This window comes from Actinomadura sp. NPDC048955, assembly GCF_040649435.1.
Taxonomy (GTDB): Bacteria; Actinomycetota; Actinomycetes; order Streptosporangiales; family Streptosporangiaceae; genus Spirillospora; species Spirillospora luteofluorescens.
Genome location: NZ_JBEZJI010000020.1, coordinates 21,816 through 47,401 on the forward strand (window position 1 = coordinate 21,816; position 25,586 = coordinate 47,401).

Annotated in this window: 22 protein-coding genes, 1 pseudogene and 1 CRISPR repeat array; of the genes and pseudogenes, 7 read left to right on the plus strand and 16 right to left on the minus strand. The window is 67.9% G+C overall.

Annotated features, from left to right (window positions below; genetic code table 11):
• The first annotated feature begins 82 nt into the window (after positions 1-82).
• From AB0C84_RS20305 to AB0C84_RS20335, 7 genes are all read left to right on the plus strand, one after another.
• A complete protein-coding gene (locus AB0C84_RS20305) occupies positions 83-2,896 on the plus strand; it encodes a LuxR C-terminal-related transcriptional regulator (protein WP_361068391.1) in 2,814 nt (937 codons plus the stop codon).
• 423 nt (positions 2,897-3,319) lie between these two features.
• Positions 3,320-4,879, plus strand: a complete 1,560-nt coding sequence (locus AB0C84_RS20310; RefSeq protein ID WP_361068394.1) for a Na+/H+ antiporter — start codon at positions 3,320-3,322, stop codon at positions 4,877-4,879.
• Positions 4,880-4,984: 105 nt separating this feature from the next.
• Positions 4,985-5,434 carry an Hsp20/alpha crystallin family protein gene (locus AB0C84_RS20315; protein WP_361068396.1) on the plus strand — a complete coding sequence of 150 codons (450 nt, stop codon included), beginning with the start codon at positions 4,985-4,987 and terminating at the stop codon, positions 5,432-5,434.
• A gap of 78 nt (positions 5,435-5,512) precedes the next feature.
• The gene (trxA, locus tag AB0C84_RS20320) at positions 5,513-5,899 is read left to right on the plus strand and encodes a thioredoxin (RefSeq protein ID WP_361068399.1); all 387 of its coding nucleotides are present in this window, start codon (positions 5,513-5,515) and stop codon (positions 5,897-5,899) included.
• Positions 5,883-7,475 carry an FAD-dependent oxidoreductase gene (locus tag AB0C84_RS20325; RefSeq protein ID WP_361068402.1) on the plus strand — a complete coding sequence of 531 codons (1,593 nt, stop codon included), beginning with the start codon at positions 5,883-5,885 and terminating at the stop codon, positions 7,473-7,475. The genes trxA and AB0C84_RS20325 overlap by 17 nt, the downstream gene beginning before the upstream one ends.
• An 18-nt stretch (positions 7,476-7,493) precedes the next feature.
• On the plus strand, positions 7,494-8,732 hold the full coding sequence (locus AB0C84_RS20330; RefSeq protein ID WP_361068405.1) for an FUSC family protein: 1,239 nt from the start codon (positions 7,494-7,496) through the stop codon (positions 8,730-8,732).
• 1,039 nt (positions 8,733-9,771) lie between these two features.
• Entirely contained in the window at positions 9,772-10,221 is a 450-nt protein-coding gene (locus tag AB0C84_RS20335; protein ID WP_361068408.1) for a DUF6221 family protein, read from the plus strand.
• A gap of 704 nt (positions 10,222-10,925) precedes the next feature.
• Here the strand turns inward: AB0C84_RS20335 and AB0C84_RS20340 are convergent.
• The 16 genes and pseudogenes from AB0C84_RS20340 to AB0C84_RS20415 form a co-directional block, all read right to left on the minus strand.
• Positions 10,926-12,020: an SAVED domain-containing protein gene (locus AB0C84_RS20340; protein ID WP_361068411.1), complete on the minus strand. Its 1,095-nt coding sequence runs from the start codon at positions 12,018-12,020 to the stop codon at positions 10,926-10,928.
• Between the two features lie 31 nt (positions 12,021-12,051).
• Positions 12,052-12,459: a hypothetical protein gene (locus AB0C84_RS20345; protein WP_361068414.1), complete on the minus strand. Its 408-nt coding sequence runs from the start codon at positions 12,457-12,459 to the stop codon at positions 12,052-12,054.
• Entirely contained in the window at positions 12,456-13,745 is a 1,290-nt protein-coding gene (locus tag AB0C84_RS20350) for an RAMP superfamily CRISPR-associated protein (RefSeq protein ID WP_361068417.1), read from the minus strand. The genes AB0C84_RS20345 and AB0C84_RS20350 overlap by 4 nt, the downstream gene beginning before the upstream one ends.
• Entirely contained in the window at positions 13,742-15,049 is a 1,308-nt protein-coding gene (locus tag AB0C84_RS20355; RefSeq protein WP_361068420.1) for an RAMP superfamily CRISPR-associated protein, read from the minus strand. The genes AB0C84_RS20350 and AB0C84_RS20355 overlap by 4 nt, the downstream gene beginning before the upstream one ends.
• A complete protein-coding gene (locus AB0C84_RS20360) occupies positions 15,042-15,581 on the minus strand; it encodes an RAMP superfamily CRISPR-associated protein (protein WP_361068423.1) in 540 nt (179 codons plus the stop codon). The genes AB0C84_RS20355 and AB0C84_RS20360 overlap by 8 nt, the downstream gene beginning before the upstream one ends.
• The gene (locus AB0C84_RS20365; protein ID WP_361068426.1) at positions 15,578-16,960 is read right to left on the minus strand and encodes a hypothetical protein; all 1,383 of its coding nucleotides are present in this window, start codon (positions 16,958-16,960) and stop codon (positions 15,578-15,580) included. Before AB0C84_RS20365 ends, AB0C84_RS20360 begins: the two co-directional genes overlap by 4 nt.
• Positions 16,961-16,962: 2 nt before the next feature.
• Positions 16,963-18,849 (minus strand): TIGR03986 family CRISPR-associated RAMP protein, encoded by a 1,887-nt coding sequence (locus AB0C84_RS20370; protein WP_361068429.1) that lies wholly within the window; start codon positions 18,847-18,849, stop codon positions 16,963-16,965.
• 244 nt (positions 18,850-19,093) lie between these two features.
• Positions 19,094-19,894, minus strand: a complete 801-nt coding sequence (gene cas6, locus AB0C84_RS20375) for a CRISPR system precrRNA processing endoribonuclease RAMP protein Cas6 (protein WP_361068432.1) — start codon at positions 19,892-19,894, stop codon at positions 19,094-19,096.
• A 62-nt stretch (positions 19,895-19,956) separates the two neighbouring features.
• Complete coding sequence (locus AB0C84_RS20380; protein WP_361068435.1) at positions 19,957-20,238, minus strand: CRISPR-associated endonuclease Cas2; 282 nt, start codon at positions 20,236-20,238, stop codon at positions 19,957-19,959.
• Entirely contained in the window at positions 20,235-20,534 is a 300-nt protein-coding gene (locus AB0C84_RS20385) for a CRISPR-associated endonuclease Cas2 (RefSeq protein ID WP_361068438.1), read from the minus strand. Before AB0C84_RS20385 ends, AB0C84_RS20380 begins: the two co-directional genes overlap by 4 nt.
• Complete coding sequence (gene cas1, locus AB0C84_RS20390; protein ID WP_361068441.1) at positions 20,531-21,079, minus strand: CRISPR-associated endonuclease Cas1; 549 nt, start codon at positions 21,077-21,079, stop codon at positions 20,531-20,533. The genes AB0C84_RS20385 and cas1 overlap by 4 nt, the downstream gene beginning before the upstream one ends.
• A 28-nt stretch (positions 21,080-21,107) precedes the next feature.
• Positions 21,108-21,329: pseudogene (locus AB0C84_RS20395) on the minus strand (CRISPR-associated endonuclease Cas1); the annotation flags it as partial.
• A gap of 14 nt (positions 21,330-21,343) precedes the next feature.
• Positions 21,344-22,198: a reverse transcriptase domain-containing protein gene (locus AB0C84_RS20400; protein WP_361068444.1), complete on the minus strand. Its 855-nt coding sequence runs from the start codon at positions 22,196-22,198 to the stop codon at positions 21,344-21,346.
• A 237-nt stretch (positions 22,199-22,435) separates the two neighbouring features.
• Positions 22,436-23,118: direct repeats of the CRISPR family, unit length 36 nt; unit sequence GTCGCAGCGCCCAGCAAAACCGCATCGGATTGAAAC.
• 119 nt (positions 23,119-23,237) lie between these two features.
• Complete coding sequence (locus AB0C84_RS20405; RefSeq protein WP_361068447.1) at positions 23,238-24,125, minus strand: ThiF family adenylyltransferase; 888 nt, start codon at positions 24,123-24,125, stop codon at positions 23,238-23,240.
• On the minus strand, positions 24,122-24,640 hold the full coding sequence (locus AB0C84_RS20410; RefSeq protein WP_361068450.1) for a hypothetical protein: 519 nt from the start codon (positions 24,638-24,640) through the stop codon (positions 24,122-24,124). The genes AB0C84_RS20405 and AB0C84_RS20410 overlap by 4 nt, the downstream gene beginning before the upstream one ends.
• On the minus strand, positions 24,640-25,257 hold the full coding sequence (locus tag AB0C84_RS20415; protein ID WP_361068453.1) for an E2/UBC family protein: 618 nt from the start codon (positions 25,255-25,257) through the stop codon (positions 24,640-24,642). The genes AB0C84_RS20410 and AB0C84_RS20415 overlap by 1 nt, the downstream gene beginning before the upstream one ends.
• Positions 25,258-25,586 lie beyond the last annotated feature (329 nt).

Sequence of the window (25,586 nt, forward strand, 5' to 3'; positions counted from 1 at the left end):
AGTTTTATGTAATTTGCCTACAAATGAGACAGTCGTACGTTGACGGTCGCGTATTCCCCGCAATCACGGGCACGTTGCCTGCATGGAGGGCAGGCCGCCGACGCGGGGCGCGACGTTCGGTCGCCAACGAGAACGAGCGAGCATCGACGAGTTGCTGACGCGCGTCGACGGTCCGAGGGTCATGCTCGTCGAGGGGGAGCCGGGCATCGGGCGGACCCGCCTGCTCGAGGAGGCCGCGCGGATCGCCGCCGACGAGGGTTTCTCGGTGGTGGACCCGGATACTGCCCCCGAACTGCGCCGGCCCGCGGACCTGGAGTTGTTGCTGTCGGCACTCGACGAGCCTGGCCCGCCGTCGGTCGGCGGGCAGGACCGTTCAGCTGAGCGGCTGCGGGTCGCGCTGGAACGGCGAGCCCGCTCCACCTCACTGCTGGTCGTGCTGGACGATCTCGAATGGGCCGATCCTGAGACGCTCCTCGCGCTGCGGACGCTGCCGATCCGACTCGCATCGTCTCCCGTGTGGTGGATACTCGCTCGCCGCACCGGTTCCGGTGGCGCCGAGCCCGATCGGCTGTTCTCCCGATTGAAGGCGCGCGGCGCCGTCCTGTTCCAGCTCCGTCCTCTGCCGGAAGAGGCCGTCTTCGAGCTGGTCACCGCCACTCTGGGTGCGTGCCCTGACGTCGACCTGCGCGTGCTCGCGGACAAGGCGGGCGGCAATCCGCTGCTGCTTCTCGAGCTGATGAACGGACTGCTCGACGAGGGCTGTGTGGTGACCGCCCGGGGCCACGCTCACCTCATCGCCTCGCGGTTGCCGGAGCGGGCCCGTCTCGTCGTCCAGGACCGCCTGGAAGATCTGGATCCGGCGGCCCGGCGGCTTCTCGAGGTGGCTGCGATGCTGGGGCCCGCGTTCCACCCCCTGGTCGCCGCAGACCTGCTCGGCATCACCCCCTCCGAACTACTGCCGTCACTGGAGGCGATACTGGCGACCGAGTTGCTGGCAGCGCATGAAGAGGCTCTGGTGTTCCGGCACGACTTGGTGCGCGAATCGGTGATCACGGGTATTCCCGGTCCTGTCCGGCAGGCTCTGCATGTGCAGATCGGCAGGACCCTGCTGGAGCACGGTGGCAGGGTGAAGGCCGCGGCGGCCCACCTCATGGCGGGGGCGGTCTCAGGCGTCCCGGAGGCCCTCCAGAGCCTGGACCGGGCGAGCGCGCAGATGCTCGACACCGACCCGGCGGTCGCCGCCGAGTTGACCCAACGGGCGCTCGACCTCACCGAGCCCGCCGATCCGCTGTGGTTCGCGCGCACGATGACGGCGATGCGGACGCTGATCACCGCCGGTGACTTGATGGGGGCCGCGGAGTTCGCGGAGGCCGCGCTCGACCGATGCGCCTCCGGCCCGTCGACCGCCGAACTGCTGACCGCGCTGTCCTTCGTCCTGGTGCCGATGGGCCAGGCCGCCAGGGCGTCGGACACGGCCAAGGCCGTGCTGGACATGCCTGATCTGACCGACGAGGTGCGCGACCGCGCCGAACTCGCCCTCCTGCAGGCCGAGGCCGGGCTGCAGGAGGGCGGAAGCGCGCTGGAACGGGCCAGAGAGATCATCAAGGCGGCCGACGTGCCTGGCCGTGGCCTGGTGACCGGGGCGCTCATCGTCCTCGCCTTGGACGACTGGGACAAGGGCGACCTGATCGGCGCGCTCGACCTCACGCGAACCGGTGTGCGGCAGGTGTCCAATGACGGCGTGCATGAGTGCCGGCTTCACCCAGGTCTGATACTGGCCTCGTTCCTGGTGGACGTCAGGCTCATGGACGAGGCGCGGCGGACGATGGTGCTGCGGACCGGCGGAGCCGAGGGGATCGGACGGGACGGCTGGGCGGCCGGATCGGCGATCGTGCGATCTCGCATCGACCTCGCTGAGGGGCGCCCGGAGGAGGCGATCCGCGGGGCGAGGGCGGCTCTGGAAGCCGCCGACGAGGCCGGGGCGCGCCTGCTGGGCGCCTGCGCCAGGTCGACGCTGTCCATCGCGGCGCTGCGCTCCGGCGATCTCGAGACGGCTACTGAGCACAGCCTCGGAGGCAAGGACGCGGGCGGCCCGGCATCCCCTCCCTTCGATCTGACCCGAAGCGAGTTGATCCGGGCGCAGGTGACCGAGGCGTGTGACGGGCCGCGAGCCGCCCTGCCCGGAGTGAGCCGACTCCTCGACGGCCTGGCGAAGCACAATCGGGTGCTGATCTGCGATCCGACCGCGGCGGCCTGGCTGGTCCGGACGGCAGTCGCGGTGGGCGAGCCCGTACAGGCCGAGAAGGCCGTTGCCGCGGCCGACCGGCTCGCCGACATGAACCCGGGGCTGCCCAGTCTGTCCGCCGCTGCCGAGCACGCCCGCGGGCTGCTGCACGGCGATCCGGACCTCCTGCGACGCGCCGGGGCGGAGCACGCCGACCACTGGTCGTCCGCCTCCGCATACGAGGACCTCGGCATGCTGCTGAGCGGACTGGGCGGCGCGCGCGGTCGTACGATCCAGTGGTTCGACGAGGCTCTCTCCCGCTACGCGGCGACCGGCGCCGAGCGGGACGCGGCCCGGATCCGTGGGCGCCTGCGGCGGATGGGGGAACACCGCAGGCACTGGGAACGCCGCGACCGGCCCGTGACCGGCTGGGCCAGCCTCACCGGGACCGAGCAGCGGATCTCCGGGCTCGTCTCCCAAGGGCTCACCAACCAGCGCATCGCCGATCAGCTGTTTGTCAGCGTCCACACCGTCGCGTTCCACCTGCGGCAGGTCTTCCGCAAACTCAACATCCGCTCGCGCGTCGAACTCGCGCGGCAGGTCCTCGAACACTCCGACGACCCTCCAGGCGCGCATACCAAGAAGAGCTCCGACGGCCCGGAGGCCGAGTAGCCCCCCGCCCACAGACGCCCTGGACCGGAATGAGCGGACGCAGGTCCCGGGAAATGCTGGACTTGAAGTCCTTCCACTCCTCCGCGACGTAGTGCCACACATGTCGTGCAGGACGGTGGGAATCAGCCGCTCCCACGTCGCGCGCGCCCGCATGCCGCCCTCGCCCCTCAAGTTGGTCTTCCAGCTCAGCGGTACGGACTTCCCCCAAGGCGGATGCGGCGTTGACCAGCGTTATCGGGCGCTGCCGCCTACACACTTCGCGTGCCGCCGGGTGCCTTGCACCTTCCGGCCGGGTAGCAGCTGCCGCTGAGCGTTGACGGCAGTGATCGTCCGCAGATCAGTCCCTCTTGGACATTTCCCTACCTGCGTGTTCGGCTGGCCGTGCCCTGAGAGGGGAAGGCCGCGATCATGGCCCCGGAGTCCGTGTTCATCGTCGTCCTGGCCACTGCGGCCGCGGTCCTGCTCTCCCGGGCCTTGTCGGCGCGTATAGGGATGCCCGAAGCGATCCTGCTCGTCGTGCTCGGCGCGGCGATCGCGTTCCTGCCAGGCATGCCCGAGATCGAACTGCCGCCCGAGCTGGTGCTGCTCGGCTTCCTGCCCCCGCTGGTCTACTACGCGGCGTTCTTCAGCGCCCCGCGCGAGGCGAAGGCGGACGCAGTGCCGATCACGGCGCTCGCGATCGGCCTGACAGCGGTGACCACCTTCGCCGTCGCCGCGGTCCTGCGGTGGGTTCTGCCCGACCTGGGCTGGGCGGCGGCGACGGCCCTCGGTGCCGCCGTCGCCCCCACCGACCCCGTCGCCGCAATCTCCATCATGAAGCGGCTGAATGCGCCGGTCCGGATCGTGACCATCATCGAAGGGGAGAACCTCATCAATGACGCCGTCGCGCTCACCGCTTTCGTGCTGGCCGTCGAGGCGCTGACAACGCCCTTCAGCGTCGGTCACGCCCTAGCGCGGCTGGCCGGAGTAGTCGCCGGCGGTGCGGCGTACGGCCTGGCAGTGGGGTTCATCGCGTCCCGCCTGCGTCGCCGGATCCGCGATCCCGGCAGCCAGGTCGTCGTGTCCCTGCTGACGCCGTACCTCGCGTTCGTCCCGGCCGACGAGCTCGGCTTCTCCGGGGTACTCGCCACCGTCTGCGCGGGCTTCTACCTCGGCACTCGCGGAGAGGGCGTGCTCCAACCGGCGTCCCGGCTGCCGGGTCATCTGTTCTGGCAGGTGCTGATCTTCATCCTGGAGTCGGCACTGTTCGTTTTGCTCGGCCTTGAGATACGCGTCATCGTGCGCGAGTTGACCGGCGCGGCATGGCCGTCGGCAGTTCTCGGCGCGGCCGCGGTCACGGCTGTCATCGTGGCCCTGCGGCTGGCCTGGACGCAGTTCGTCTTCCCCCTCTCCCGGTATCTGCCCGGCCGGCACATCGCCTTCGATCATCTCCCCTGGCGCGGCCGGCTCGCCATCGGCTGGAGCGGCATGCGAGGCGCGATCTCACTGGCGATCGTGCTGTCCCTGCCGGTTTCCGCACCGGGCCTGCCGCCGGAACGGCGCGGCGAGCGGCTCTTTGTGACCGGCGCCGTTGTGTTCATCACCCTGATCGGGTGTGCGACCACGATGCCCGGGCTGCTGAGGCGACTGGGCCTGGCTGAGTCCGACCGCGTCCGGATCGAGTACCGGGAGGCGAAGAAGGCCGTGGTGGAAGCGGCCCTGGCCCGGCTCGACGAACTCATCGAGAACGGCGAGGTCGATGATCGCACCAGCAGGACCTTCCGCCAGCTGTATGAGGACCTCCTGGACCAGATTCGCACTGAGTTCGGTGGGCACCTCGACGAGGAGGTGACCGACTCCCTCGGCCTCCGCCGCGACCTGGTGCGGACGCAGCGAGAGAAACTGCGCTGGCTCTACTCCACGGGCAAGATCAGCGCCGAGGGCCTGCGGGCCGTAGACCGATGGCTCGATCTAGAGGACCCCGACATCCGGGAAGTCGGCTGATCGGGGGCTCTGCCCCACACCTGTCAACTCTGAGGATGTGCCGGACCGGACGGACGGGCAACGCTCTGTCTAGAGAACGTCCCGACGAGACGAGAGGGTCAGAACATGGCACTGCCCAGTACCCGCCGCTCCGGTGACACGATGCTCACACCGAGGCCGCGGGCGTTCGACGCGCTCTACGAGCAGATGGAGCAGTTGGTCAACGCGGCCTTCGCCGGCGCCCCCACGGAGATGCCCTGGGTGCCCGCGGCGGACGTCGGTGAGACCGACACCGCCTACGTGATCGAGGCCGAACTACCCGGCCTGAAGAAGAACGAGGTCGACGTGTCGCTGCACGACCGGGAACTGACCATCACGGGGGAGGTCAAGGAGCGGGAGAGCCGCGGACTGCGGCATCGCAAGCAACGGCGCACCGGCCGGTTCGAGTACCGGGTGTTCCTGCCCGGGGACATCGACGCCGAACGGGTCGACGCGAACCTCGCCGACGGCGTGCTGACCGTGACGGTCCCCAAGTCCACGACCGAGAAGGACCGCCACGTCGAGGTCAAGGACTGACCTTCGAAGGGCGCTCGACCACATCCGCTGGAGGAGCCGGTGATCGTCCGTTGTGAGCACTGCGGAAAGAAGAACCGTGTGCCGGCGGCCGCTGACGGCGGTCCGGTCTGCGGGAACTGTCACCGGCCGCTCCCATGGATCGCAGAGGCCGGGGACGAAGACTTCGCCGAGGTCGCCGAGCGCTCCTCGGTGCCGGTCATCGTCGACCTGTGGGCGACCTGGTGCGCGCCGTGCCGGACGGTCAGCCCGGTACTGGAGCACCTCGCCCACGAACTGGCCGGGCGGCTGAAGCTCGTGAAGATCGACATCGACCGGGCGCCGAAGATACAGGAGCGCTTCGCCGTTCGTGCCGTTCCCACGCTGCTGCTGATGCGTGACGGGAAGGTGATCGACCAAAGAGCCGGCGCCGTGCCCGCTGGGCCGCTCCGAACGTGGGTGGAGGGAACCCTTGGAAGAGACACCTGATCTGAACGGCGCCTACCCCCGGCTCGACCGCGAGCAGATGGGGCTTGTCGCGGCATACGGCAAACAACGCCCGACCCGCCGCGGCGAGGTCCTCTTCTCGGAAGGGGACCGGGACTACGGCTTCTTCCTGGTCCTGGCCGGGACGGTGGAGATGTTGGACAAGGGCGAAGTCATCAGCGTGCACGGTCCGGGACGGTTCCTCGGCGAACTGGGCCTGCTGACGGGTCAGCCCACGTTCCTCACAGCCCGCGTCGCCGAGCCGGGCAAGGTGATCGCGGTGCCGCCCCGGCGGCTGCGGGAGCTGGCCGGCCAGGAACCCTGGTTCGGCGATCTCGTCCTGCGCGCGTTCCTCATCCGCCGTTCGCTGCTCATCGCGCAGGGCGCCGGGCTGCGGATCATCGGCTCGCGGTTCTCTGCACGCTGCCGCCGACTGCGCGATTTCGCCGTCCGCAACCGACTGCCGCATCGATGGATAGACGTCGAGGACGACGAGGACGCCGAAACGCTGCTCAGAGGGCTCAACATCCCGGTATCGGAGACACCCGTCGTGATCCTGGACGGAGAACGGGTGCTGCGCAATCCGGGGGACGACGAACTCCCCCGGCTTCTCGGGCTGCCGCCACCGGCACCGGCCTCCTCGGCACACGATCTTCTCATCATCGGCGCGGGTCCGGCCGGGTTGGCCGCGGCCGTGTACGGCTCCTCAGAGGGCCTGGACACGATGGTCGTCGATGCCATCGCCACCGGAGGCCAGGCGGGGACGTCATCCAAGATCGAGAATTACCTCGGTTTCCCCGGCGGCATCTCGGGCGCGGACTTGACCGACCGGGCGGTCATCCAGGCCGGGAAATTCGGGGCGAAGCTTCAGGTCCCCGGCGCCGCCACGGGACTACGGGCACGCAGCGACCGGTACACCGTCGACCTCGGCGGAGGCGGTGAACTCTCCGGCCGCACGGTCGTCATCGCGACCGGCGCCCGCTATCGCCGGTTGGACGTCCCGCACCTGGAAGACTTTGACGGCGCCGGGGTGTACTACGCGGCGACCCAGGTTGAGGCGCTGCAATGTCGGCACATGCCGGTGGCCATCGTCGGCGGCGGCAACTCGGCGGGTCAGGCGGCCGTGTTCCTGGCTCGGCACGCCCCACGCGTCTTGCTCTTCGTCCGGGGTGCGGAGCTCGGCGAGAACATGTCGCGCTACCTCGTCGATCGGATCGAGCACTGTCCCGAAATAGAGGTGTTCCTCCACACGGAGATCCGTGAAGTGCACGGACACGATTTTCTGGAGGAGGCTGTCGCGGTGAACAACCAGACCAGCGAAGCCCGCCGATTCGAGGTTCGCGCGTTGTTCGTCTTCATTGGAGCCGTCCCCTGTGTCGACTGGTTGGCGGACACGGTCGAACTCGACGACAAAGGATACGTGCGCACCGGCGGCCCTCAAGCCCTGCCGTTGGAGACCAGCCTGCCCGGCGTGTTGGCCGTCGGTGACGTGCGAAGCGGTTCGATCAAGCGTGTCGCTTCGGCGGTGGGGGAGGGGGCGATGGCCGTCCGCCTGGCATTCGTGCGCCTGAACCGATAAACGGCTGTGGGGCGTGAGATGAGCAGTGACCAGCGAATACGTGCTGTGGCGCACGGCGCCGTCACGCCGGCGCGAGTGGGCCTGAGGCGGCTGAAAACGCAGCCTACGGCCTTCGAGATCGCTCGCCTCGCCGTGACAGCGGTTCTCTCGTTCGAGTTCGCGTCGTGGTTGCCCGACACCAGCCCAAGGCCCGTACTCGCCCCCCTGACCGCAATCCTCGTCCTCCAGATCACACTGTTCCAGACCATCCGCCATGTCTGGCAGCGCGTCGTCAGCGTCGTGGTCGGCGTGATAGTCGCGGCACTCCTGTCGAGCCTGGTGGGATTCAGTTGGTGGAGCCTGGGCCTGACCATCACCGCCGCGCTGATATGCGGAGTCTTGATGCGGCTCGGCAACTATGTCCTCGAGGTGCCGATCAGCGCCATGCTCATCCTGTCGCTCGGAGCCGGTGCTGCGGCCACGGGGCGGATCGTGGAGACCCTCGTTGGCGCTCTCACCGGCCTGATCGCCGGATTCCTGACCTCACCGGTCAGGATCCAAGCAGCAGAGGAGGCTTTAGAGGGTCTGAGCGACATCATGGCCCGCCACCTCCATGCCATCGCCGAAGCGGTGGAAAAGCGCCCCGAGCCACGCACGTACGGCGAGTTGCTCGCCCAGGCCCGCTCCCTCAGCCGGGATGTCCAACGCGTGGACGGCGAACTCGCACAAGCCGAGGAGAGCATCCGACTCAATCCGCAGGGTGTCGGAATGTTGCGGGCAATGGTGGCGCTACGGGAGACCCTGGCCGCTTTGGAGCACTGCGGGATCACCATCCGTGGCCTGGCGCGCTGTCTCGCCGACCACGCCAACGAAGTTGGGTCAGAGCGAGAGGACCCTCTGTCCCAGAGCGACGCACGCAGCCGGCTGGCCACAGCGCTAGGACATCTGGCATCGGCGCTGGGCACCTACGGGCGAATGCGCCGCCAGCAGTTCGCCACAGGAACGACCGACCTCGAGGACCCACTCGCCTATCACCTGGCCGCCGCGCACGAAGAGCGCGTGAAACTGGGCGAGTTGTTGTGGGCCGACAGCGCCGATTGGCCGCTCCATGGTGAGGTCCTCGTTCATCTCGACCGTTTGAGAAACGAACTGAAGTCCGAGCGGCGGATGCTAACTAAAGGGCGCCCGAATCGCCGACTTCGCATTCCCAAGCCTTCGCCCCCAGCCACGCTCAGTCCAATCCGGCGGCGAACAGACCTACGCCGAGCACGCTCCTGAACGACTCGCCGTCGGCAAGTCCCGAGCGCCTTCAACCTGGAACCTCGTCCAGGCCCTTGAGGGCCCCAACGAATAGCCTACCGGGTCAACTACGAGAGATCGAAGCTTGACCGCGGAAGGGGAGGACCTCTTGACCGGTGTCATGTGCTTGACACGCATTTCCGGCTAACGTGATCTATCCACTGAGACGAAAGCCGCTTTCTGGGCCCGAGTCTGCGGGCGTTGGCTCCCCCTGTGGCTCCCCACCGCCGTGGGGGAAGCCACGGAGCGACTCCAGCTCAGCCCTCTGACCTGCATAAACTCTGTCGGGACGGCGGGATTTGAACCCACGACCCCTTGACCCCCAGGCAGAGAAGATCAGTCGATCAAGGTCGATGGGAGTCGATCGGGGAGCCTCTCACCTGCGAAAACATCCAGGGGACTCGCGGCAGGTCCGGGGGAGTCTGACCAGGGCGGCTCCCCGATTGGCTCCCCATTGCTCCCTCGGTCCGACTGCCATCAAGATCGGTGCCCGACCTTGATGGGGCGCGTGGATGCTCGTCCCGTGCGTCGATGGAGTCCGTGATGCAACATGCTATTCGTCATGTCCCCGTGACGACACCCCCTGCTCGCGTCGGGGAGAACACAACCAGCAAGGCGGCCACGGCCGTCCCCGGGGACCACTCCCGCTTGCGCGGGGAGAGCAGCATCGGCCCGGACGGCAGCGACCCCGCCCGCGGACCACCCGGCTCGCGCGGGGAGAACAAGAACACCATGTTGACTTCCTCCTCAACCGGGTGAACGTCGGTGCCCCGCATGCGATCCACGGGTGGGTGAAGCTGGGCGAGCGGCTCGCTGCCGCAGACCGTGAGCAGGCGGTGCCGGCTTCGACCCGACGTTCAAGTTCAACCCCGACAAGCCTGCGGGGGGCGTATCGGGTGGGTGACCCGCCCCTGCCGTACGAGGTGTACGTTTCGCGCGTAACGTTGGGCGAGAAAGGAGCGTACGCTGCGGTATCGATCAACATGTGCAAGCCGCCTCGTTCTGGGACAATGAACGCGTGGGACAACTCTCGGACGACATCGTCAAGTTCCTGTCCGCTCGCCTTGATGAGGTCGAGCGGATTGCGCGCGTAGCGGCCGACGCGCGAGGCGCGGAATGGTCGGGTAGCGCTGTCCGTGGCGGCGGCAGCTACAGGGCTCGGGTCGCAGGTTCCGCTCATGTCGTCGCTGACATTCCGGCGCACGCTGGCTCCGATGATCCTGCGGTCGCTACCTTCATCGCCTGGCATGACCCGGCGCGAGCTTTGGCAGAGGTTGAGGCCAAGAGGCAGATCGTTAGGGAGTACGAGGACGCCCGCGCGGAATGGGAGAATTGGGGCAACGGTGAGGGGACACCGACCGCACGCCAAAAGCGCGCTGAAGCGTTGGGCCGCCTGAACGCGTGGTCGGCGGCGTTGCGGCTAGCGGCTCTCCCGTACGGTGCGGGCATGGAACGCGACGAGAGTTAACGGTCACCGATACTTGGTGATGGTCTTTCGCTTGCCTAGCCCTGAGTGTGTGTTTGAGAAGTTGATCTCGGTTGGGTGTGTCTGCGTGATGTCGTGTGCCCCTTCGTACAGGTGTGGCGATTGCTCGGACGTCTTCTTACCCCTCGGACCTGGGCCCCAATGAGTGGGCGCTGGTGGAGCCGCTGCTGCCTCCGGCCGGCAGTGCCGGCCGGAGGCAGCATTCGCGGCGCGAGATCGTGGACGCGGCGTTGTAGATGGTGCGCACCGGCTGCGCCTAGCGGTCACTGCCCGCCGACTTCTCGCCCTGGAAGAAGCAGCGGGTCATGCTGCGGATGCTGGACGTGCTGCGGCAGCGGGTCCGCCAGGCCGAGGGCGGCCGGTACCGTCGGCCGGGGGAACGCGCGGGTATGAACGGGACAAGAAGGTGGCCGGACGCAAGCGCTTCACCGTCACCGACACCCCGCCGCCCGCCAAGCCCGCCGCCCCCTCGAATACCAATAACGAGACTCTTCTCAAACACGTACTAAGACGTAGACGGGCGCTTGCACTCGGCTTTGGGGCGGCGCTGCGGAAAAGGGGACGATCGCCCGTCGGTGTTGACCTTCCTAGCGATGAGGCCGTTGGAATATCGGTGGTCCCGTGCTCACGGGTTGGATGAGGTCGGTCATTAGCTAGGGCCACATCCCCGCCTTGCGGCAGTGAGGTTAGGTTGACGGAATAGGGGGGAAATGTACGTAGTCACTGGTCTCGCGGTTGTAGGTGTAGGCGGTCCAGCGGCCGTGATCATTGGAAGCGAGGCGAGCGCCTAGGGCCACGGCGATGGCGACTGGGCCGCTGAGGAAGACCGCATGCCGCCCGGTCCGAGCGCTCTTGGACAAGTTTGCCTGAGACCACACCCGGCATATTTGCCCGACCGCTGAAGCGAGACTCTCGGATGGCATTTCATTTATTGGGCTGCTGAGGTGCAGCAGGTTGCCGATGCCCTTCTCTTTGCAGGTCTTTCGCACGGGCGCGATGAAGGTCTCACCCCATGCCTGCAGGTCGACGGCCAACGCGGTCACGGTCGGGTCGCCGCCGTCAATCGTCTCCAGGGCATGGACGTCGAGCGGCCCGCCCAACGTTTCCTCGACTTTTAGTGGGACGGCGGGGAAGTGTGATGGATTTCCGTTGCCCTGGAGTAGTTCGTGCACCATGACGCCGCGTGCGTGGGTATGGCCGAGGCGCGCGCCGTACCAGAAGGCGACGTGGAGCCGCATCGTAGGGATCAGGTCGACGCCGACAGCATCGGGCAAGAGTTGTTCGGCTATGGCCATCGCCTCGATCGTCCTGTCACCGAGGGCGTCAATGAGTTCTCGTGATGCGGTGCCGTCCGGGGGGAGCCGGACATCCGACTTGATCGTCACTGCGCAACGGGCACGGCTGTACCTTTCAGCCTGGGCGTCCACGCGCTGCGCGTATGCGAGGCTGCCGGAGGGGTCGGCGGCCGTCACCACGATGCCGATCCGGACTTGCCGCCTCTTGAGCTCTAGTTTCCGCAACCGTTCGCGCAACCAGAACCCAGACACGGTGAGCGCGATCCCGGCCAGGGAAGCGGCGAAGAACCACCAACGTCCGGTGGTGTCCCCGGTCATGACCGACTTGGCCGCTTCGATCCCGAAACCGGTCCCCACGCCGGCACCGATGGCGATCTCGGCGCTGCCGTCTACGAAGGTACGCCAGAAACCTTTCGGCTCTGGGGAGGCGGCGAGCGAGTCGATCACTGTGAGCCGTGGTTGTTCTGGCCTGTCCTGTTGTGCCATCGCCATCGTCCGTCTCGGTCGTGTGGTCTGCTCAGCCGGAAACGGGAGCGAGGCGGGCGAAGGTCAGGGGCATCAGCCCGAGGACTTCGTAGAGGGTTGCCGTGCGTGCGCGCCACTGGTCGGTGACCGATACCCGACCCTCGTCCAGTGGCCAAGTTGGGACCTGCCGGACGGTGAATCGGACGGGCTCGCCCATCGTGGTGGGATCGAGGTGGAGTTCCGCGAGGACGCAGTCAGGGCCGTCGATTCGTGCCCGGAGCAGCCGACCGTCATCCCCCCAGGCCCATAGGTGCGTGGCGATGGGCACCTGGGCGGAAGAAGGACCGGAGTGCAGGCCGTCGAGGTCGGCCCACAGGCACGTGGTGCCGGCCAGATGAGGCAACGCCTGCTTCCAGGAAAGCCGTCCTCGGGCGACGAGCCAGGCGTCGGTGGCCGTCACGATGAAGTCTCCTCGGTCACGGGCTGGAGATCTGCCAGCAGGCTCTGATCGGAGAGCCGGATGGTGCCGTCACCGCGCTGAGCGCCGCCGCCTATGCCGATCAATCCATCGTGGAGGTCGCGGACGACGTGTAGGAGAAGGTTGCGTTCCCAAGACGCGACCGGTTCGAGCGCCTGGATCAGGAGGGTGAGCCGGCCGGCTGCGACGATCTGTCGGGTGAACAGCAGCTTGTCGCGGGCACCCCCGGTGACCCGATCGATCGCGGCCTGGGTGCGGCTGGTGGTGTGGGCCTTGCTGAGCGCGCTGTCGCGAAAGGCCAGGCGTCCGCGGCGCCCGGCGGAGCCGAACAGATCGCACAGTCGGCACTGGCCACAGCCAGTCTGCTGGGTGCAGGCGGCGGCATCACCAAAGCGGCTGCGCAAGATGTATCCGGTCCTGGCCCGGAACAGTCCCTTCCAGGTGCTGCCGGGGATCAGCGGCCGGCCCCCTCGGGTGCGGCTGATCGCTTGCGTGCTCTTCCTTCCGTTCTCGGCCTTGGTCCGATCACTGCCGGTGCCAAGGTGCAAGGGGTCTACGATCTCAAAGTCCGCCGACAGGACCATGGTGTCAGGTGGTTCAGGGATCGTGATGTCGGTCAAACCGGTGAAGCGGTCGACTCCAGTGCTCCGCAGCCAGGCCAAGAGCTGGCCGGCGTCATCCAGATCGTAGGCGCGGTGAGCCAGGCGGGTGAGGCGGGCGGATCCGCCGCCGCGGGTGCGATCGCGTCCAATGGAGGGCCGCCATGTCGCGAGTAGTTGCAGGTCGGTATCCGCCAGGGGACCGTCATGCTGCAGGTACAACTCAATCCGGGAGTCGCGTCCGACCTGGCGGGTGTGCCGCAGCGATGTCGGCAGCGCCGCGCGGCGGCGGGGATCGATGGCGGTGGCGGCGACGACCTCGGTGCTGGGTGCGGCGTCACGACCACGATCACGGATCCGGGTCCCGAGCAGCCACAGCCGAGACGGTTTGAGTCGCTTGCCGCCAGGGTGTTCGGAGATCTCTCCGGATCGTTCGGGCAGTTCGTCGCCGGAAGGGTCGGGCGGTCGGCTTCCCATCAGGTCCTCGTCGGCGGCGTGCTCGGCCAAGTGGGCACGCAGCGAACCCGCCAGGGCCGAGGGCGGAACCCAAGGGTGGCCGTCACGGTCGACGAGCAGGTCGCGGTCGACGGCCGCCAGCCCGGTCTCGGGTGCGCCGACGGACCAGCCCGCATCGGCCTCGATGACCCCCAGGATAACGGTGATGATCATACGAGGTCCTCCCGGTTTGCGGCGAGCAGGTCCAACTCGCGCTCCAGCATCGGCGTGGCGGTGGCCAACCGGTCTGAGGTGAACAGGTCCCATACGGCGGCAGCCTGCGCGTCGTCGAACAGAAGCGGGATCCTCTCCCGGAAAAGCTCTTCGAGGGAGTATTTCGGGTTGCGAGCGCGCTCGATGACTACTCGGCGAGCCCGGTTCAGTAGCCAGCGGACGGTTTCCTCACTATTAAGAAGGTCGCGTTCGCGGAGCGGATCCAGCACAGACTGGCGACGTGTGACGGCCGGTGCGGGCGCCGCCTGTGCCTTCCGCCAAGGTGGTGGGTTGACCTCGACCGTGCCGAACCCTTCGATCCGGCGCAGGCCAACCCCCTCGACCGCCAGGTTGCGCAGCTTTGCCGGATCTGGCTGCTCCCGCAGGTGCAAGACGATGACCGAGCCTTGGGCGATGGTGATCTCAGCCGGCTTGGGCAGCCCGGATGCGAGGTGCCAGCCTCCGACACGGTCGGGCCGAATCCAGGCATCGCTGTCCTCGACGGCGTCCCGGCCGAGCCCGAGCGTTCGGACGATCTCGTCGGCGGGGTCGAGGGACGGCCGTCCAGCATCATCGACGACCACGGCTGGTCCGGTGAAGCGGATGACCAGCGCACCGTCCGGACGGCGGGATGCGGGCACTGGCACGGAGGAGGAAACAGGGTCGACGCGGACGGTGGTCCTTCCGTTGGTGGACGTCTTGCCTCCGAGCCAGATTGTGCGTTCCTGTGTCAACCAAGGATGCTGGCCGACCAGCCGTCCCCGGTAGGTCAGGCCGCGCTCGAGTTCGTGCCGGGCGAACAGGTGTCCGTCCATCGGGACACCGTGCTCGTCGAGCTTGGCGCGCAGAGTTCGCCGGACCCGCACTCCCTGAAGCTGCCCCTTTCCGGTCTCCACTCCCTGATGGCAGTGCCGGCATAGGTGGGTGTCGGGATCCACAGCCGCGTCAATGCTCCAATCCCCGCATTCGGCGGTCCGTGGGTACTTGCAGAAAGCCGCCGATAGCGGCACCAGTTCGGTGCCCTCCTGCAGCAGCGGCCCGAACTGGACCGACCGCTCGAAGATCTCGATGAACTCCTCGCGCCGGGGGTTGTCGGCGGTGGGCTTCCCGTGCTCACGGATCCAGACCGATGCCAGCGCGCCGCGCAGGGTGCTGCCGGGCACGTAAGGCAGACTCCGCTTGTCGAAACCGACCTCGGCGGGGCCGCCGATGGCCAGCCCTTGGTGGGCCGTGGCGTGGACTGCGTGTGCGGGTCTGTCACTCATCGCTGCTCCGGTGCGAGGTCAGCAGTGCGTGTAGATGGTCGTCCCAGGGGCTGTCGGGGATGACGCTGATCCATCCGAGCCCGCGCCGCCGGTCCGACCCCAGCGCGGTGATCGCTCGTGCTGCCGACATGAGCACGGCCCGGTGGAGATCGATCCGCGTGGGGTCGATCGTGTCGCGCTGGATGATCGCGAAGTTCGCTGCGGACGGCCACAACTCTCCGGAGGTGAACATTGCTCCCTTCGCCACGGTGTGGGTGACGGGGTCAAGCCTGGACTGGGTGCGAACGCGCCCGGCGCCATCGGTGATGTCTGCGTCAGTCCATGACCACGGGGACCGGCACCGACGCCCTCCGAAGACCTCGTCCACCAGCGCTCCCGTAACCTTCAGCGGCGTCACGGCGTGTGCACGCATCAGTCCCTTGAGACTGGAGGCCGGGAGCGGATTGTGCTCGTCGTAGGTGGCGTTCAGGCCATCGGCTGCCGCTCCGGTAGCGACCCGGAACGGGCCGTGGAATCGGATCTCGAATTTCACGGGCGCCACCAGCGGGTGTAGGCGGCCAGGCCGCGCATATCGTCGATGTCGAGGTGCCCGGACAACCGCCGGATCTCGGTGTGCCCGTTGCGTCGGGCCCAGCTAACAACGGCCGCGATGATCTCTTCCTCGGGTCCGGTGCTCAGGAGCCGCTGCAGGGTCTGGCGTCCGGTGTTCCCGAGATCGGCGATGGCCTTGACTGCGTCCGCATGCCCGTCTAGCTCGTCGCGCGTGAATGCCCGCCGCCAGGTTGGGGCCTGCTCGCCGTCCTCCGTCACGTCGAGCCAGCAGACGGCGGCCTGGGCGCCCTGGGTGTCGTGCTTGGCCTTCCTGAGCATGTCGTCGGCCAGCCGCACCGCTCGGGCGTAGGGGAATTTTTGGTGCGCGAAGACCACCCCGGCCGACATCGACGGCATCTCAACCCGAACGTCGGTGGGCAGCTGGACCTTCTTCAGTTCGTTGGTAAACGCTCGCTGGAAGCCATCCACGAACGTCCATGCGCGGTCAGCGACTACCGAGACCACCACGTCGTCACCTCCGGAAACATGGGCGATCACGGGGAGCGTACGGTCGTTGGGCCGGATGGCCCCGGCGGTAGCGGCGGTCAGGGCCTCACGAGTTGCGGCGGAGATTGCCGGGGAAATGTACCTATTGAGCTCAGCGTTCCCCGTGTGCGCCAGCGCCGTGAAGAAGGCTCCCATGCCGTTTCCGTCCAACGCCACCGTCGCGACATGGTTTCGGTTGCCCTGTACGGAGCCCAGCCGGGCCAGTTCCTCGAAGTGACGGACCGGACGGAGATGGACGGACCGACGCTTGTTGACGCTGTCCAACACGGCCCGCTCGATGGCCGACGCGTCCTCCGAACCATCCTGTGCCTTGTCGACACCGAAGTCGCGGCGGCCGGCGCCTCGGTCCCTGGCGAGGCAGTCCTCGCACATCGCTCCGCCAGCGATGCGCAGATCGACCCGGCATTCTTCACAAGTCGTACCGAGTGAGAAGTCGGCTTGCGGAGGCATCGAGACCAAGGGGCAGGAACGTTGTGCAGCCAGTGCAGGGTACGCATCCAGATAGCTGTCCGCGGTCGCCCAGACGGCCTGAAGCTCCACCGCAGGCAGCAGTTCGCGCAGGTACAACATGACGTGCTCCGCAGCCTGACGTTCGGCGTGCCGATCCACCGTCAATGCGATGATGCCGTCAGCGTCGCCGGCGTCCCGGTTGCGGGCGATGCCCAACCCTGTCCCGGTGAAATATTCCAGTACGGAATCGGAAGAAGTAGCGGTGCTCAGGAGCCAGGACGCCCCTCGCCGCAAGCGCAGTGCCGGGGTACGGGCGATGTAATGCTGGATCCGCACTGCCGCGACGTCGAGGTAGGTGGGCATCCCTACTGCGCCTCCAGGGTTTGGTCGTTGTCCGGATCCGCAGGGTCGGGCAGCGGTTTGATCGGCTCTCTGCCATTCTTGAGGAACCGCCCGTTGGTGCGGGAGAAGAAGTTGAACGAGCGGTCTCGTAGTTGCGGGCTCGACCCGCCCAGCGGATACCACAACAGCTCGGGATCGACGCCGTCGATGCGCAGCACCCGACTGAGCGCGGGCCATCGGCGCCGGGCGGCCGGCGCTGCGAGGCGCGCGACGTCCGGCAGAGTCGAGTCCGTGTAGGCCCAGGGGTCAGGGTGGACGGCCTGCCCGCCGGCGTACCGGTCGCGGGCATCCCAGCACTCCAATTCGGTGACCGCGACTGTGCAGCTGCCGAGCCCGAGAGGTTTGCCGCCGCCCAGGTGAAGGGCGTAGTCCGCGCTCCGTATGTCCTCGCAGCGAGGGAGCAGCACGCCCGGCTGCAGCGCCACGAGCAGCGAGCCGAGCTCCGCACGGGACAGATTGTCAAACCGGATTCGCTCGGTGAAGACCGTCCCCTTGGGAACCAGGTAACGGTCCTCCACCATGTTCGCGTTTCGCTGTTCGGATCGAGCGATATGCCGTGGCGAATCCTGCGCGCCCGGGTCGCCGTGCCAGTAGAACTTGCGCCCCCGGACGTGGCGGAAAGAACCTTCGTCGTGCTCCGATCCCCAGTACCCAGACGGCAGATCCTCCTTGGAAGACGCAGGATCAGTGCTGTGATGCCGCAGGTAGAACTGGCCGGCTCCCGGGCGAGGGGCGCTCATTGGGGCCAGCCGCACTGTCGTCGTGGTCACCTTCTCTGCGACTGCACTGCCGAACCGGACATGACCAGCGTAGGAACGCTGCACGGCCTCGGCCTCCCGATCCGCCACAGAGGTGTCGGCCGACCCGAACATCCGGCACGACACGCACAAGTCCTCAGGGTTGTCGCACGCACGCAACCCTGGTGGAAAACGCTCGCCCAAGGGGCCTTTACCTGGCGCTCGCCAGATCGCCGCCATGGACAGGTGGTCGACCGTCCCCGTCACCTCATCGACGTGCACCCAGGCGACGTCGTCCTGCCACAGCCGTCCAGTAGCTCGGCGCCGGCTCCCGACGATCTCACCTTTCCAGCGAACCGGTGCGGTCACCGGCCGACTCGTCCACCCCCTGACATCGCCGTGATCGGGGTTCTGACGGTAGCGACGCATATCCTCCGTGCCGTCACACAGCCGTTGGTATTCCTCCCAGGCCTCGACGGTGACGTCGAGGATGCGAGCTTTTGCCGGCAGGCGGCCCGCGGCGCAGAAGAACCTCCTCGATTTGCCGCGCGTTTGAGCGTCGCCGATGAGGATTACCCATCCGGTGCCGGAGTTGACGCCAGCTGGATCGGCCTCCAGCCTCTCCAAGCTGGTCATGGAGATCGCCCATTCGGCGATGTCGATGGTGTCGCCAGACTCCGGCTTCTTCCCGAGCGCGGGGTCGAGAGGCTTGACCGGAACCCAGACCGTCCTGTCGGTCACCTCGACCATCAGTGGGCGCCCGGTTCGCGTGGCGGCACGGATCCGGCCTAGGGACCACCCTTCGCCCTTGGCCACGGCAGGCTGCCGGTATATGGGGACGAACGTTTCGTCCACAACCCGCAGGCACCCGCCCATCAAGGTCTCGTGCAGGGACCGGACCGCCCCCTTGACCGCGGACCCTGGAATCTCCACCCGTCCTTCTGGGGCCGGGGGGTCGCTCTTCGGCAGTAGCAAGGGCGTGCGCGTCGACCAGGTGACGGTCAGAGCACCGCACAGGTTGCCCTGTACGGCCCGATGATGGCCGGCTGGTTCCGCACGATCGATCTTCTCCGGAAGGGAGACGAACGTGTAAGGGTTGATAAAGGTCGCCATACGCTCCCCCTGTCGCCTGCCCCGATAGATCACTAAAAAGTTGGCGCGAGAAGGGAGATGGTGGCGGTGGTTCTCCGTATGGCACCTGCCGCGATGGATGTGCTAATGCCAAGCCCCCGTAGCCCGCCGCCTGTCCGATCACAGTTCTATCGTCAGAGGCGCCCTCACGCGTCCGGAATAACCCTGGCCCCCTGACCAGGTCCGGCCGTTTGGACTCGGAGGTACGTGGTGGAGTTGACTCGAATCACCGGCTGGGCAGTACGTAGCCCATCCCTGTGGTGGTACGGTCACCGATCCCCGAGTAGGCACTGAAACGGACCAGCGCCTCCAGTCCAGCCCGTGCCTCCGCGCTGGAACGGCGCGTATCGGCGACCCGGTAGACGATCCGGCCGACACTCCCGCGAACCGGCGGCACGTTGACCTTGATTAGGTGCTCGGCCATCGCGAGCCGATAGTCGGCGACCTCGAGGTTCTGCGCCACGAGTTGCGCCGTTGTCTCACCCAGTGCGGCATCGGGCGCGAAGGTGTTCCATTTCCGGTACAGGTCGGCGAAGACCCATTCGGCCTCGGGAAACGGTCGGACCCGGCGTGCCCCCTCCTCCTTGGCAGTAAAGAACGCGACCGGTGTGTGGATCTGCAGTGTCCACCGGTCGGCGGGGCCTGCGCCGGCGAGCAGGTCCGAAAAGGGGTCGGCCCCGGCCAGTTCCAGGCCCGCGACCTTGTACAGGCACCGCGCCACCCGCACATCCCTGATGGCCGCAAACGCCTGAAGGGCCGGAGCCGTCAGCGAGTCGGCGAGGACGCCGATCTCAAACCGCACCTGTTTGCTGGATGCACTTGCCAGCCGGTTCCGCTCGTCCAAGAGTGGGGTGAGCGCGAACGGCTTGGGCGGACGGGTCTCGTGGAGCGCGGCCGACAGGGCGTCTCCTCCGGTGTCGCGCAGGGCGGCCAGGAATGCGGCGTTGACGGCGGGGCCGGTGTGCGGCGGTGGGATGAACGGGCGCCCGCCGGCGGGTTCGAGGCGGACGATGATGCGAGCGGGCATGCGGGCCTCGGCCTTCGTCTCGTCGGGTCTGACTGAACCCTAGTGAGGTCGCAGTGCGCCGGTCAGTCCGCGACCCAGGCCGGCCGGACGAGCGGCGGTCCCGCCGGGATGGTCCGGACCTCGCGCGCACACGCCGGGCAGGGAGCGTAGATACGGAGCCGGTCGGCGGGGGCCAGCAGCCCTTCGAGCGCTGCGGTGGCGCGGTGGGCGTCCAGGCCGGCCGCGTCGGGGATCAGCCAGCCGCTCTGCTGGAACCGGTCGGCGACCTCGTCCAGCGCGGCCCGCAGCCGGTCGCGGCGGCCGTCGTCGAACACGTCGTAGCAGACCAGCACCGGTCCGTTCACGGCACGACCCACCCCAGCGGGCTGACCCGCTCGGCCGTCCCGCCGCGATGCGCCGCCCGGCACCGGGGGCAGTTCGGCAGGGCCAGCAGGTGGTCTCCCGGCCGCAGATGCTCGCTCGCCCGCCGGACGATCTCGTCCAGTTCGGCGGCGTCGGCGCTGATCTCGTAGACGGTGAACAGGACGCGGGGACCGTATCCGGCCAGCAGCCGGTTCACCGCCCGGCGCCCGGAGTCGGAGGAGACGTCGAACGTCACGGTCCAGGAGTTGCGCTCGGTCGGGTTTGCTATGGGGGTCACCTCCAGGCGAACGGCTCGTACGATTCGGTTTCGCCGAGTATCCAGGCGCGCAGCGCGACGGACTGGGCGCGCAGTTGATCGGCGTAGCTGCGGCGCGCGGGCGGTGCCGGCCAGCCGCGCGCCGGGGCGGCGAGCCGGGCGTGGAAACGGGTGACGGCCTGGCTGCGGGCCCGCGGTGACAGCCACGGTCCATCCGCGCCGTCCTCCAGGTCATCCGGCGTGACCGCGCGCGAGCCCGTGAGCGCCAGGACGATGGAGTCCAGCAGCACCGGTCGCCACTCCTCCATGAGGTCGAACGCCAGGGTCGGACGTTCGCGCGCGGGGGTGTGCAGGAACGACACGTACGGATCCAGGCCCGCGGCGAGCAGGCCGGAGGTGACGGTCTCGCGCAGCAGCGCCGAGCAGTAATTGGTGAGGGCGTTCACCACGTCCGCGCTGCGCCGGTCGCGTCCGCCGAAACCGAGGGCTGGGTCGAGGACGCTGGCGAAGGCACGGTAGTAGACACCCGACGTGCCGTTCCAACTGCCGGCGGCGGGCGAGCACATGGCCCGCGCCGGGTGGCTCCATCCTGCCCAGCGGCCGTCCCGTGCCTGATAGCAGGACGAGGGGGATGTCGCGGGAGAGCAACGCGTGCATGGCCTGGGTGGAGATTCCCACCTGCCCTGATAGCACCACTTCAGAGATCTGCGTCAGTGGCGCCGAGGCGCGCAGTTCTCCCGTCCTTGAGCGCCACCAGGCGTCCGCCCCTCCTGCGGACGACGCAGCCGGTGCCCACGACGTGGAACGGACGACCATTGATCAGCACCATCTCAGCGCCCTTCCTGTGCCGCGTTGGCCGGATGGGCCGTGGTTCCGACGAAACGCCAGCCCAGCAGGGTGAACCCGAAATCGAAGTCGGCGATGTAAGTCTTGTCGGGGTTGATGCGCAGCCCTCGCGCGGTCAATGCCCCGTCCACGTCGGCCAGGGCCTTCACGGCCTCGTCAGGCCCTTGGCACAGGACGGTCAGGTCGTCGGCGTAACGGACCAGGCGGCCCGATCTCCGGTCCACCTCGCGGTCGAAATCGGAGAGGGAGAACTCGGCGAGCGCCGGACTGATCGGCGCGCCCTCCGGCAGTCCTCTGCGGCGCTCCACCACGCCTTCGGGCATCAGCCACGGCGCGCACACCCATGAACGGACGAGTTCGGCGGCGCTGGGATCGCGTATTCGCCCTGCGGCCTGTTCCAGCAGCAGCCGGTGGTCGACTTCGGCGAAGAAGTTCGCGATGTCGGTCCGCAGGACCCACACCAATCCGGAGTCGCGATGCCGCTGCACCTGCTCGAGCGCGTTGAGCCACGACCGTCCGGGACGGTATGAGAAACTGACGGGGTTGGCGGGATTCAGCCGGGTCCCGTAAATGTTCAGGAAGGCACGCTGGACGATGCGGTCGCAGATGGTCGGCAACCCCCGCGTCCGCGGCTTGCCGCCCCGCATCGACCGCACTGGCCGCAGCGGCTGGGCCTGGTACCTGTGCTCCCGCAGCAGTGCCGCGAGCGCCGTCAGTCTGGGGCCGACCTCGCGGCCGAACACCTCCGCCGTGACGCCGTCCGCCCCGGCCATGCCGCTGCCCGCCGCCACCCGCGACCACGCCGCCCACAGCACCCGATCACTGGCCAGCCGCTCCACGAGCCGGGTCGTCCGGCCGGTTCCCTCACGTGTCCTCATACCAACAACTGATGGACGAACGCCCTTCCGGCCATTCAAAGAATTGTCAGGAGGTTGGCGCACACCCCCAGAACATGCCCTGACCTGCGAAGATGTTGTCCCAAAGATCATCTTTGAGACCACTCCAAGATCGCGCCCGGGGAGGTTGGCGCATGATCTTGCAAACCTGCAGGTCAGACCCCCATAATCTGAGGTACTGTCGCAGCGCCCAGCAAAACCGCATCGGATTGAAACGCGAGGCCGGTCTGAGTGTCGAACGTCCAGGTCAGGTCGCAGCGCCCAGCAAAACCGCATCGGATTGAAACAGAGGCGCTTGGCGCCCCTCGCGTCGCGAATGCCGGGTCGCAGCGCCCAGCAAAACCGCATCGGATTGAAACCTGACGCTGCGCCAGCGGTACTCGCTTTCGACGATAGTCGCAGCGCCCAGCAAAACCGCATCGGATTGAAACCCACTCGTTCACCCGCCAGGGGCAGGTGAAGCGAGGGTCGCAGCGCCCAGCAAAACCGCATCGGATTGAAACGTGCCGACCGCCGATCATGTCCTCGACGGAGAACAGCAGTCGCAGCGCCCAGCAAAACCGCATCGGATTGAAACCCACTCGTTCACCCGCCGGGGGCAGGTGAAGCGAGGGTCGCAGCGCCCAGCAAAATCGCATCGGATTGAAACCTGACGCTGCGCCAGCGGTACTCGCTTTCGACGATAGTCGCAGCGCCCAGCAAAACCGCATCGGATTGAAACCCACTCGTTCACCCGCCGGGGGCAGGTGAAGCGAGGGTCGCAGCGCCCAGCAAAACCGCATCGGATTGAAACTGGATGCAGAAGTTGGTGACGCCATATGCGTGGAGTCGCAGCGCCCAGTAAAACCGCATCGGATGAACCGGCACCTTCCAAATTAGGTCTCGTAGGGAAGGGGAACAGCGGCAGCTACTAATCGCGACGGATGATAAAAGCGCGCGGTCCCGTGGTGGGGGCCGCGCGCTTGTGTTGGCGTGGATCGGGTCAGGGGTGCGGGGGTGTGGAGGGTGTTGCGAAGTGGGGTGGGGCTGTGGCGTCGCCGTCTCCGCGGGGTGAGTCGGGGCCGCAGGCGGGGCAGTCGGGTTGGGGGTCGGCGTCGATGGCGGTGAGGGCGGGGCCGGCGAGGTCGAGGAGGGTGTAGGGGCGGGGGCGGTGCCAGCCGGTGAGGAGGTTGAGGGCTTCGCCGAGGGCTGTGCCGGCGATCGCCTGGTTGAGGAAGATCACGCTTGGGGTCGGTTGGTCGGGTGCGTCGTGGAGGTAACCGGCGCTGCGTTTGGCGGCGGTGAGGGTCGGGTCGAGTTCCATGGACGCGGCTGCGGGGTAGCCGGACAGGCACAGGAGGCAGGGGCCGCCCGGCGTCACGGTCGCGACGTGTCCGGAGACGTCGAGCAGGTCGGATCCGTGGGCAGCGATCTCCGCGCCGGTGTCGATGTAGGGGCGGGCGTACTGGACGGCGAGGGCGTTGAGCGCCCAGCGCGGGGCGTGGCCGTCGACCGCGCCGAACAGCAGGTCGGCGCAGCGCAGCGACATCCACGCGTCGGTGTTCAGGATGCTGTCCTGCATGGCGTGGACGGGGATGTCCGGGTCGATGTGCCCGACGGCGCGTGCCGCGACCTCGGCCTTGGGTGTACCGTCCCGCGCGTCGGTGGCTGTGGCGCCGGCGAGGCGGTTGAGGTTGGTGGGTTCGACACGGTCGGAGTCCATGACGATGAGGCGGCCGATGCCGAGGTGGGCCAGCCCTTGGACGAGCAGGGAGCCGATGCCGCCCGCGCCGATGACGGCCGCGGTGGTAGCGCCCAGCCGGCGTTGCCCGTCGTAGCCGAACGCGCGGATCTGGCGGTCGAGCCGGTCGGTGTCGCGAGCAGGGGTCATGGTGTGCACAGGGGAACCTCGCTGAAGGTGTTGTCCAGCAGGACGCAGTCGTCCAGCGGTGCGAGCCGATGCTGCTGCGGTGACCAGGCGCCCGCGAGCCCGCCGGGGCCGAGGACGAGTGAGGCGGCGATGGCCGGTGGCCGGTCCGGCATGGTCTCGGCGAACTCGGCGTGGGTGAGGCGCATGTTGTGCTCGTCGTGGCCGGAGAACCAGACCGGTCCGCCGCCGAACGGGTGCACGTCCACCAGCGACATGCCGGTCTCGTAGCAGGCTCGGAGGATCTGCCGGGTGAAGTCGGGGTCGACCTCGACGCGGACCGGGGTTTGCACGTTGAGTGCCGCGTCCGGGATGAGGAGCGCCTGCCGGACGAGCAGGTCCGTCGTGCTGCGGCCCCAGGGGTCGCTCCAGCGACTCGCGCGGGCCAGCAGGTAGGCCATCCGCTCGGACGGAGACGCCAGCAGGTGCTCTTCGGTCGCCCGCCATACGCGCGCGGGCAGCCGCAGGACGCAGCGCATCAGTCCGCCGTCCCCAGATAGGTGCGGATGGCCTCCACGAAGGTGAGCAGGGAGTCCTGGCCGGCCCGCCAGCGGCGTTCAGGGTCCTCCAGGCAGTACCAGTGGTAACCCAGGTCGGCGTAGGGGTTGTGGTAGTCGCGGAAGTAGTGCCCCGGTGTGACGAGGTGTCCGCCCTTGCGGCGACGCAGTTCCGCGCTCAGGTAGAACCCGTCGGGGGCGCATTCGGGATACGCGGCCGGCGGGACGATCAGGACGCTGGCGCGGTCGGGGGTCCACCCGGCGGGAAGCCGGAACCCGCTGATGAACACGTACGACTCGTCGTCGGCGATTTTCAGGCCCGGGTAGGCCGCCGCGAGCGTCGCGGCCTCCATCCGCAGCCGCGCGGTGCGGCGGGTGACGGGCGCGGCGGCCTTGGAGTGCTGGGCGTGGTGGGTGAAGGTGTCGTTGTCGGCGACGCGCAGCCGCCTGGCGTCCGCCACGATGACGTTGCGGTCCCGTTCCTGCCGCACCAGCACCCGGTCGGCGTCGATCCCGGCGAGCCGCTTGATCTCCTCCCCGTTCAGCTGGTCGGCGATCACCGGCACGTCCACCCCGTTGATCCGAATCGTCTTCCCCATGCGTCCGCTCCTTCGTCGCCCGGAGTGGCTACCGAACTCCGATGGACGAATTGATGAGACTGCTTCGTACAGCGTGGGGAGAAGGAGGCGCGCATCGCGCGCGCCAGTTCAGTTCGGACGTGCACTCAGACGGGCTCCAGGTGCACATGAGCGGACGTGGGGCGTATCGGGTCCACGGGGAGACCCGGTGGTCCGGTGCGGGCAGCAGTGTGTCGGGGGTGGGTCCAGTTAACGGCACCCCTCTGTGTCAAGCGGTGGCGAGCAGAGAGGTATCCAACTTGTTCGATCAGTGGCGTTGATCGCGGTCTGCAGCCAAGAACAACAAGGCT

Excerpts from the sequence above, each read along its gene's own strand:
- AB0C84_RS20305 (WP_361068391.1), top strand. The coding sequence starts at position 83 with ATGGAGGGCAGGCCGCCGACGCGGGGCGCGACGTTCGGTCGCCAACGA.
- AB0C84_RS20410 (WP_361068450.1), bottom strand. The coding sequence starts at position 24,640 with ATGCGCTGCGTCCTGCGGCTGCCCGCGCGCGTATGGCGGGCGACCGAA.
- AB0C84_RS20370 (WP_361068429.1), bottom strand. The coding sequence starts at position 18,849 with ATGGCGACCTTTATCAACCCTTACACGTTCGTCTCCCTTCCGGAGAAG.
- cas1 (WP_361068441.1), bottom strand. The coding sequence starts at position 21,079 with ATGTGCTCGCCCGCCGCCGGCAGTTGGAACGGCACGTCGGGTGTCTAC.
- AB0C84_RS20340 (WP_361068411.1), bottom strand. The coding sequence starts at position 12,020 with ATGGCACAACAGGACAGGCCAGAACAACCACGGCTCACAGTGATCGAC.
- AB0C84_RS20365 (WP_361068426.1), bottom strand. The coding sequence starts at position 16,960 with ATGCCCACCTACCTCGACGTCGCGGCAGTGCGGATCCAGCATTACATC.
- cas6 (WP_361068432.1), bottom strand. The coding sequence starts at position 19,894 with ATGCCCGCTCGCATCATCGTCCGCCTCGAACCCGCCGGCGGGCGCCCG.
- AB0C84_RS20415 (WP_361068453.1), bottom strand. The coding sequence starts at position 25,257 with ATGGGGAAGACGATTCGGATCAACGGGGTGGACGTGCCGGTGATCGCC.
- AB0C84_RS20350 (WP_361068417.1), bottom strand. The coding sequence starts at position 13,745 with ATGATCATCACCGTTATCCTGGGGGTCATCGAGGCCGATGCGGGCTGG.
- AB0C84_RS20405 (WP_361068447.1), bottom strand. The coding sequence starts at position 24,125 with ATGACCCCTGCTCGCGACACCGACCGGCTCGACCGCCAGATCCGCGCG.
- AB0C84_RS20355 (WP_361068420.1), bottom strand. The coding sequence starts at position 15,049 with ATGAGTGACAGACCCGCACACGCAGTCCACGCCACGGCCCACCAAGGG.
- AB0C84_RS20315 (WP_361068396.1), top strand. The coding sequence starts at position 4,985 with ATGGCACTGCCCAGTACCCGCCGCTCCGGTGACACGATGCTCACACCG.
- AB0C84_RS20330 (WP_361068405.1), top strand. The coding sequence starts at position 7,494 with ATGAGCAGTGACCAGCGAATACGTGCTGTGGCGCACGGCGCCGTCACG.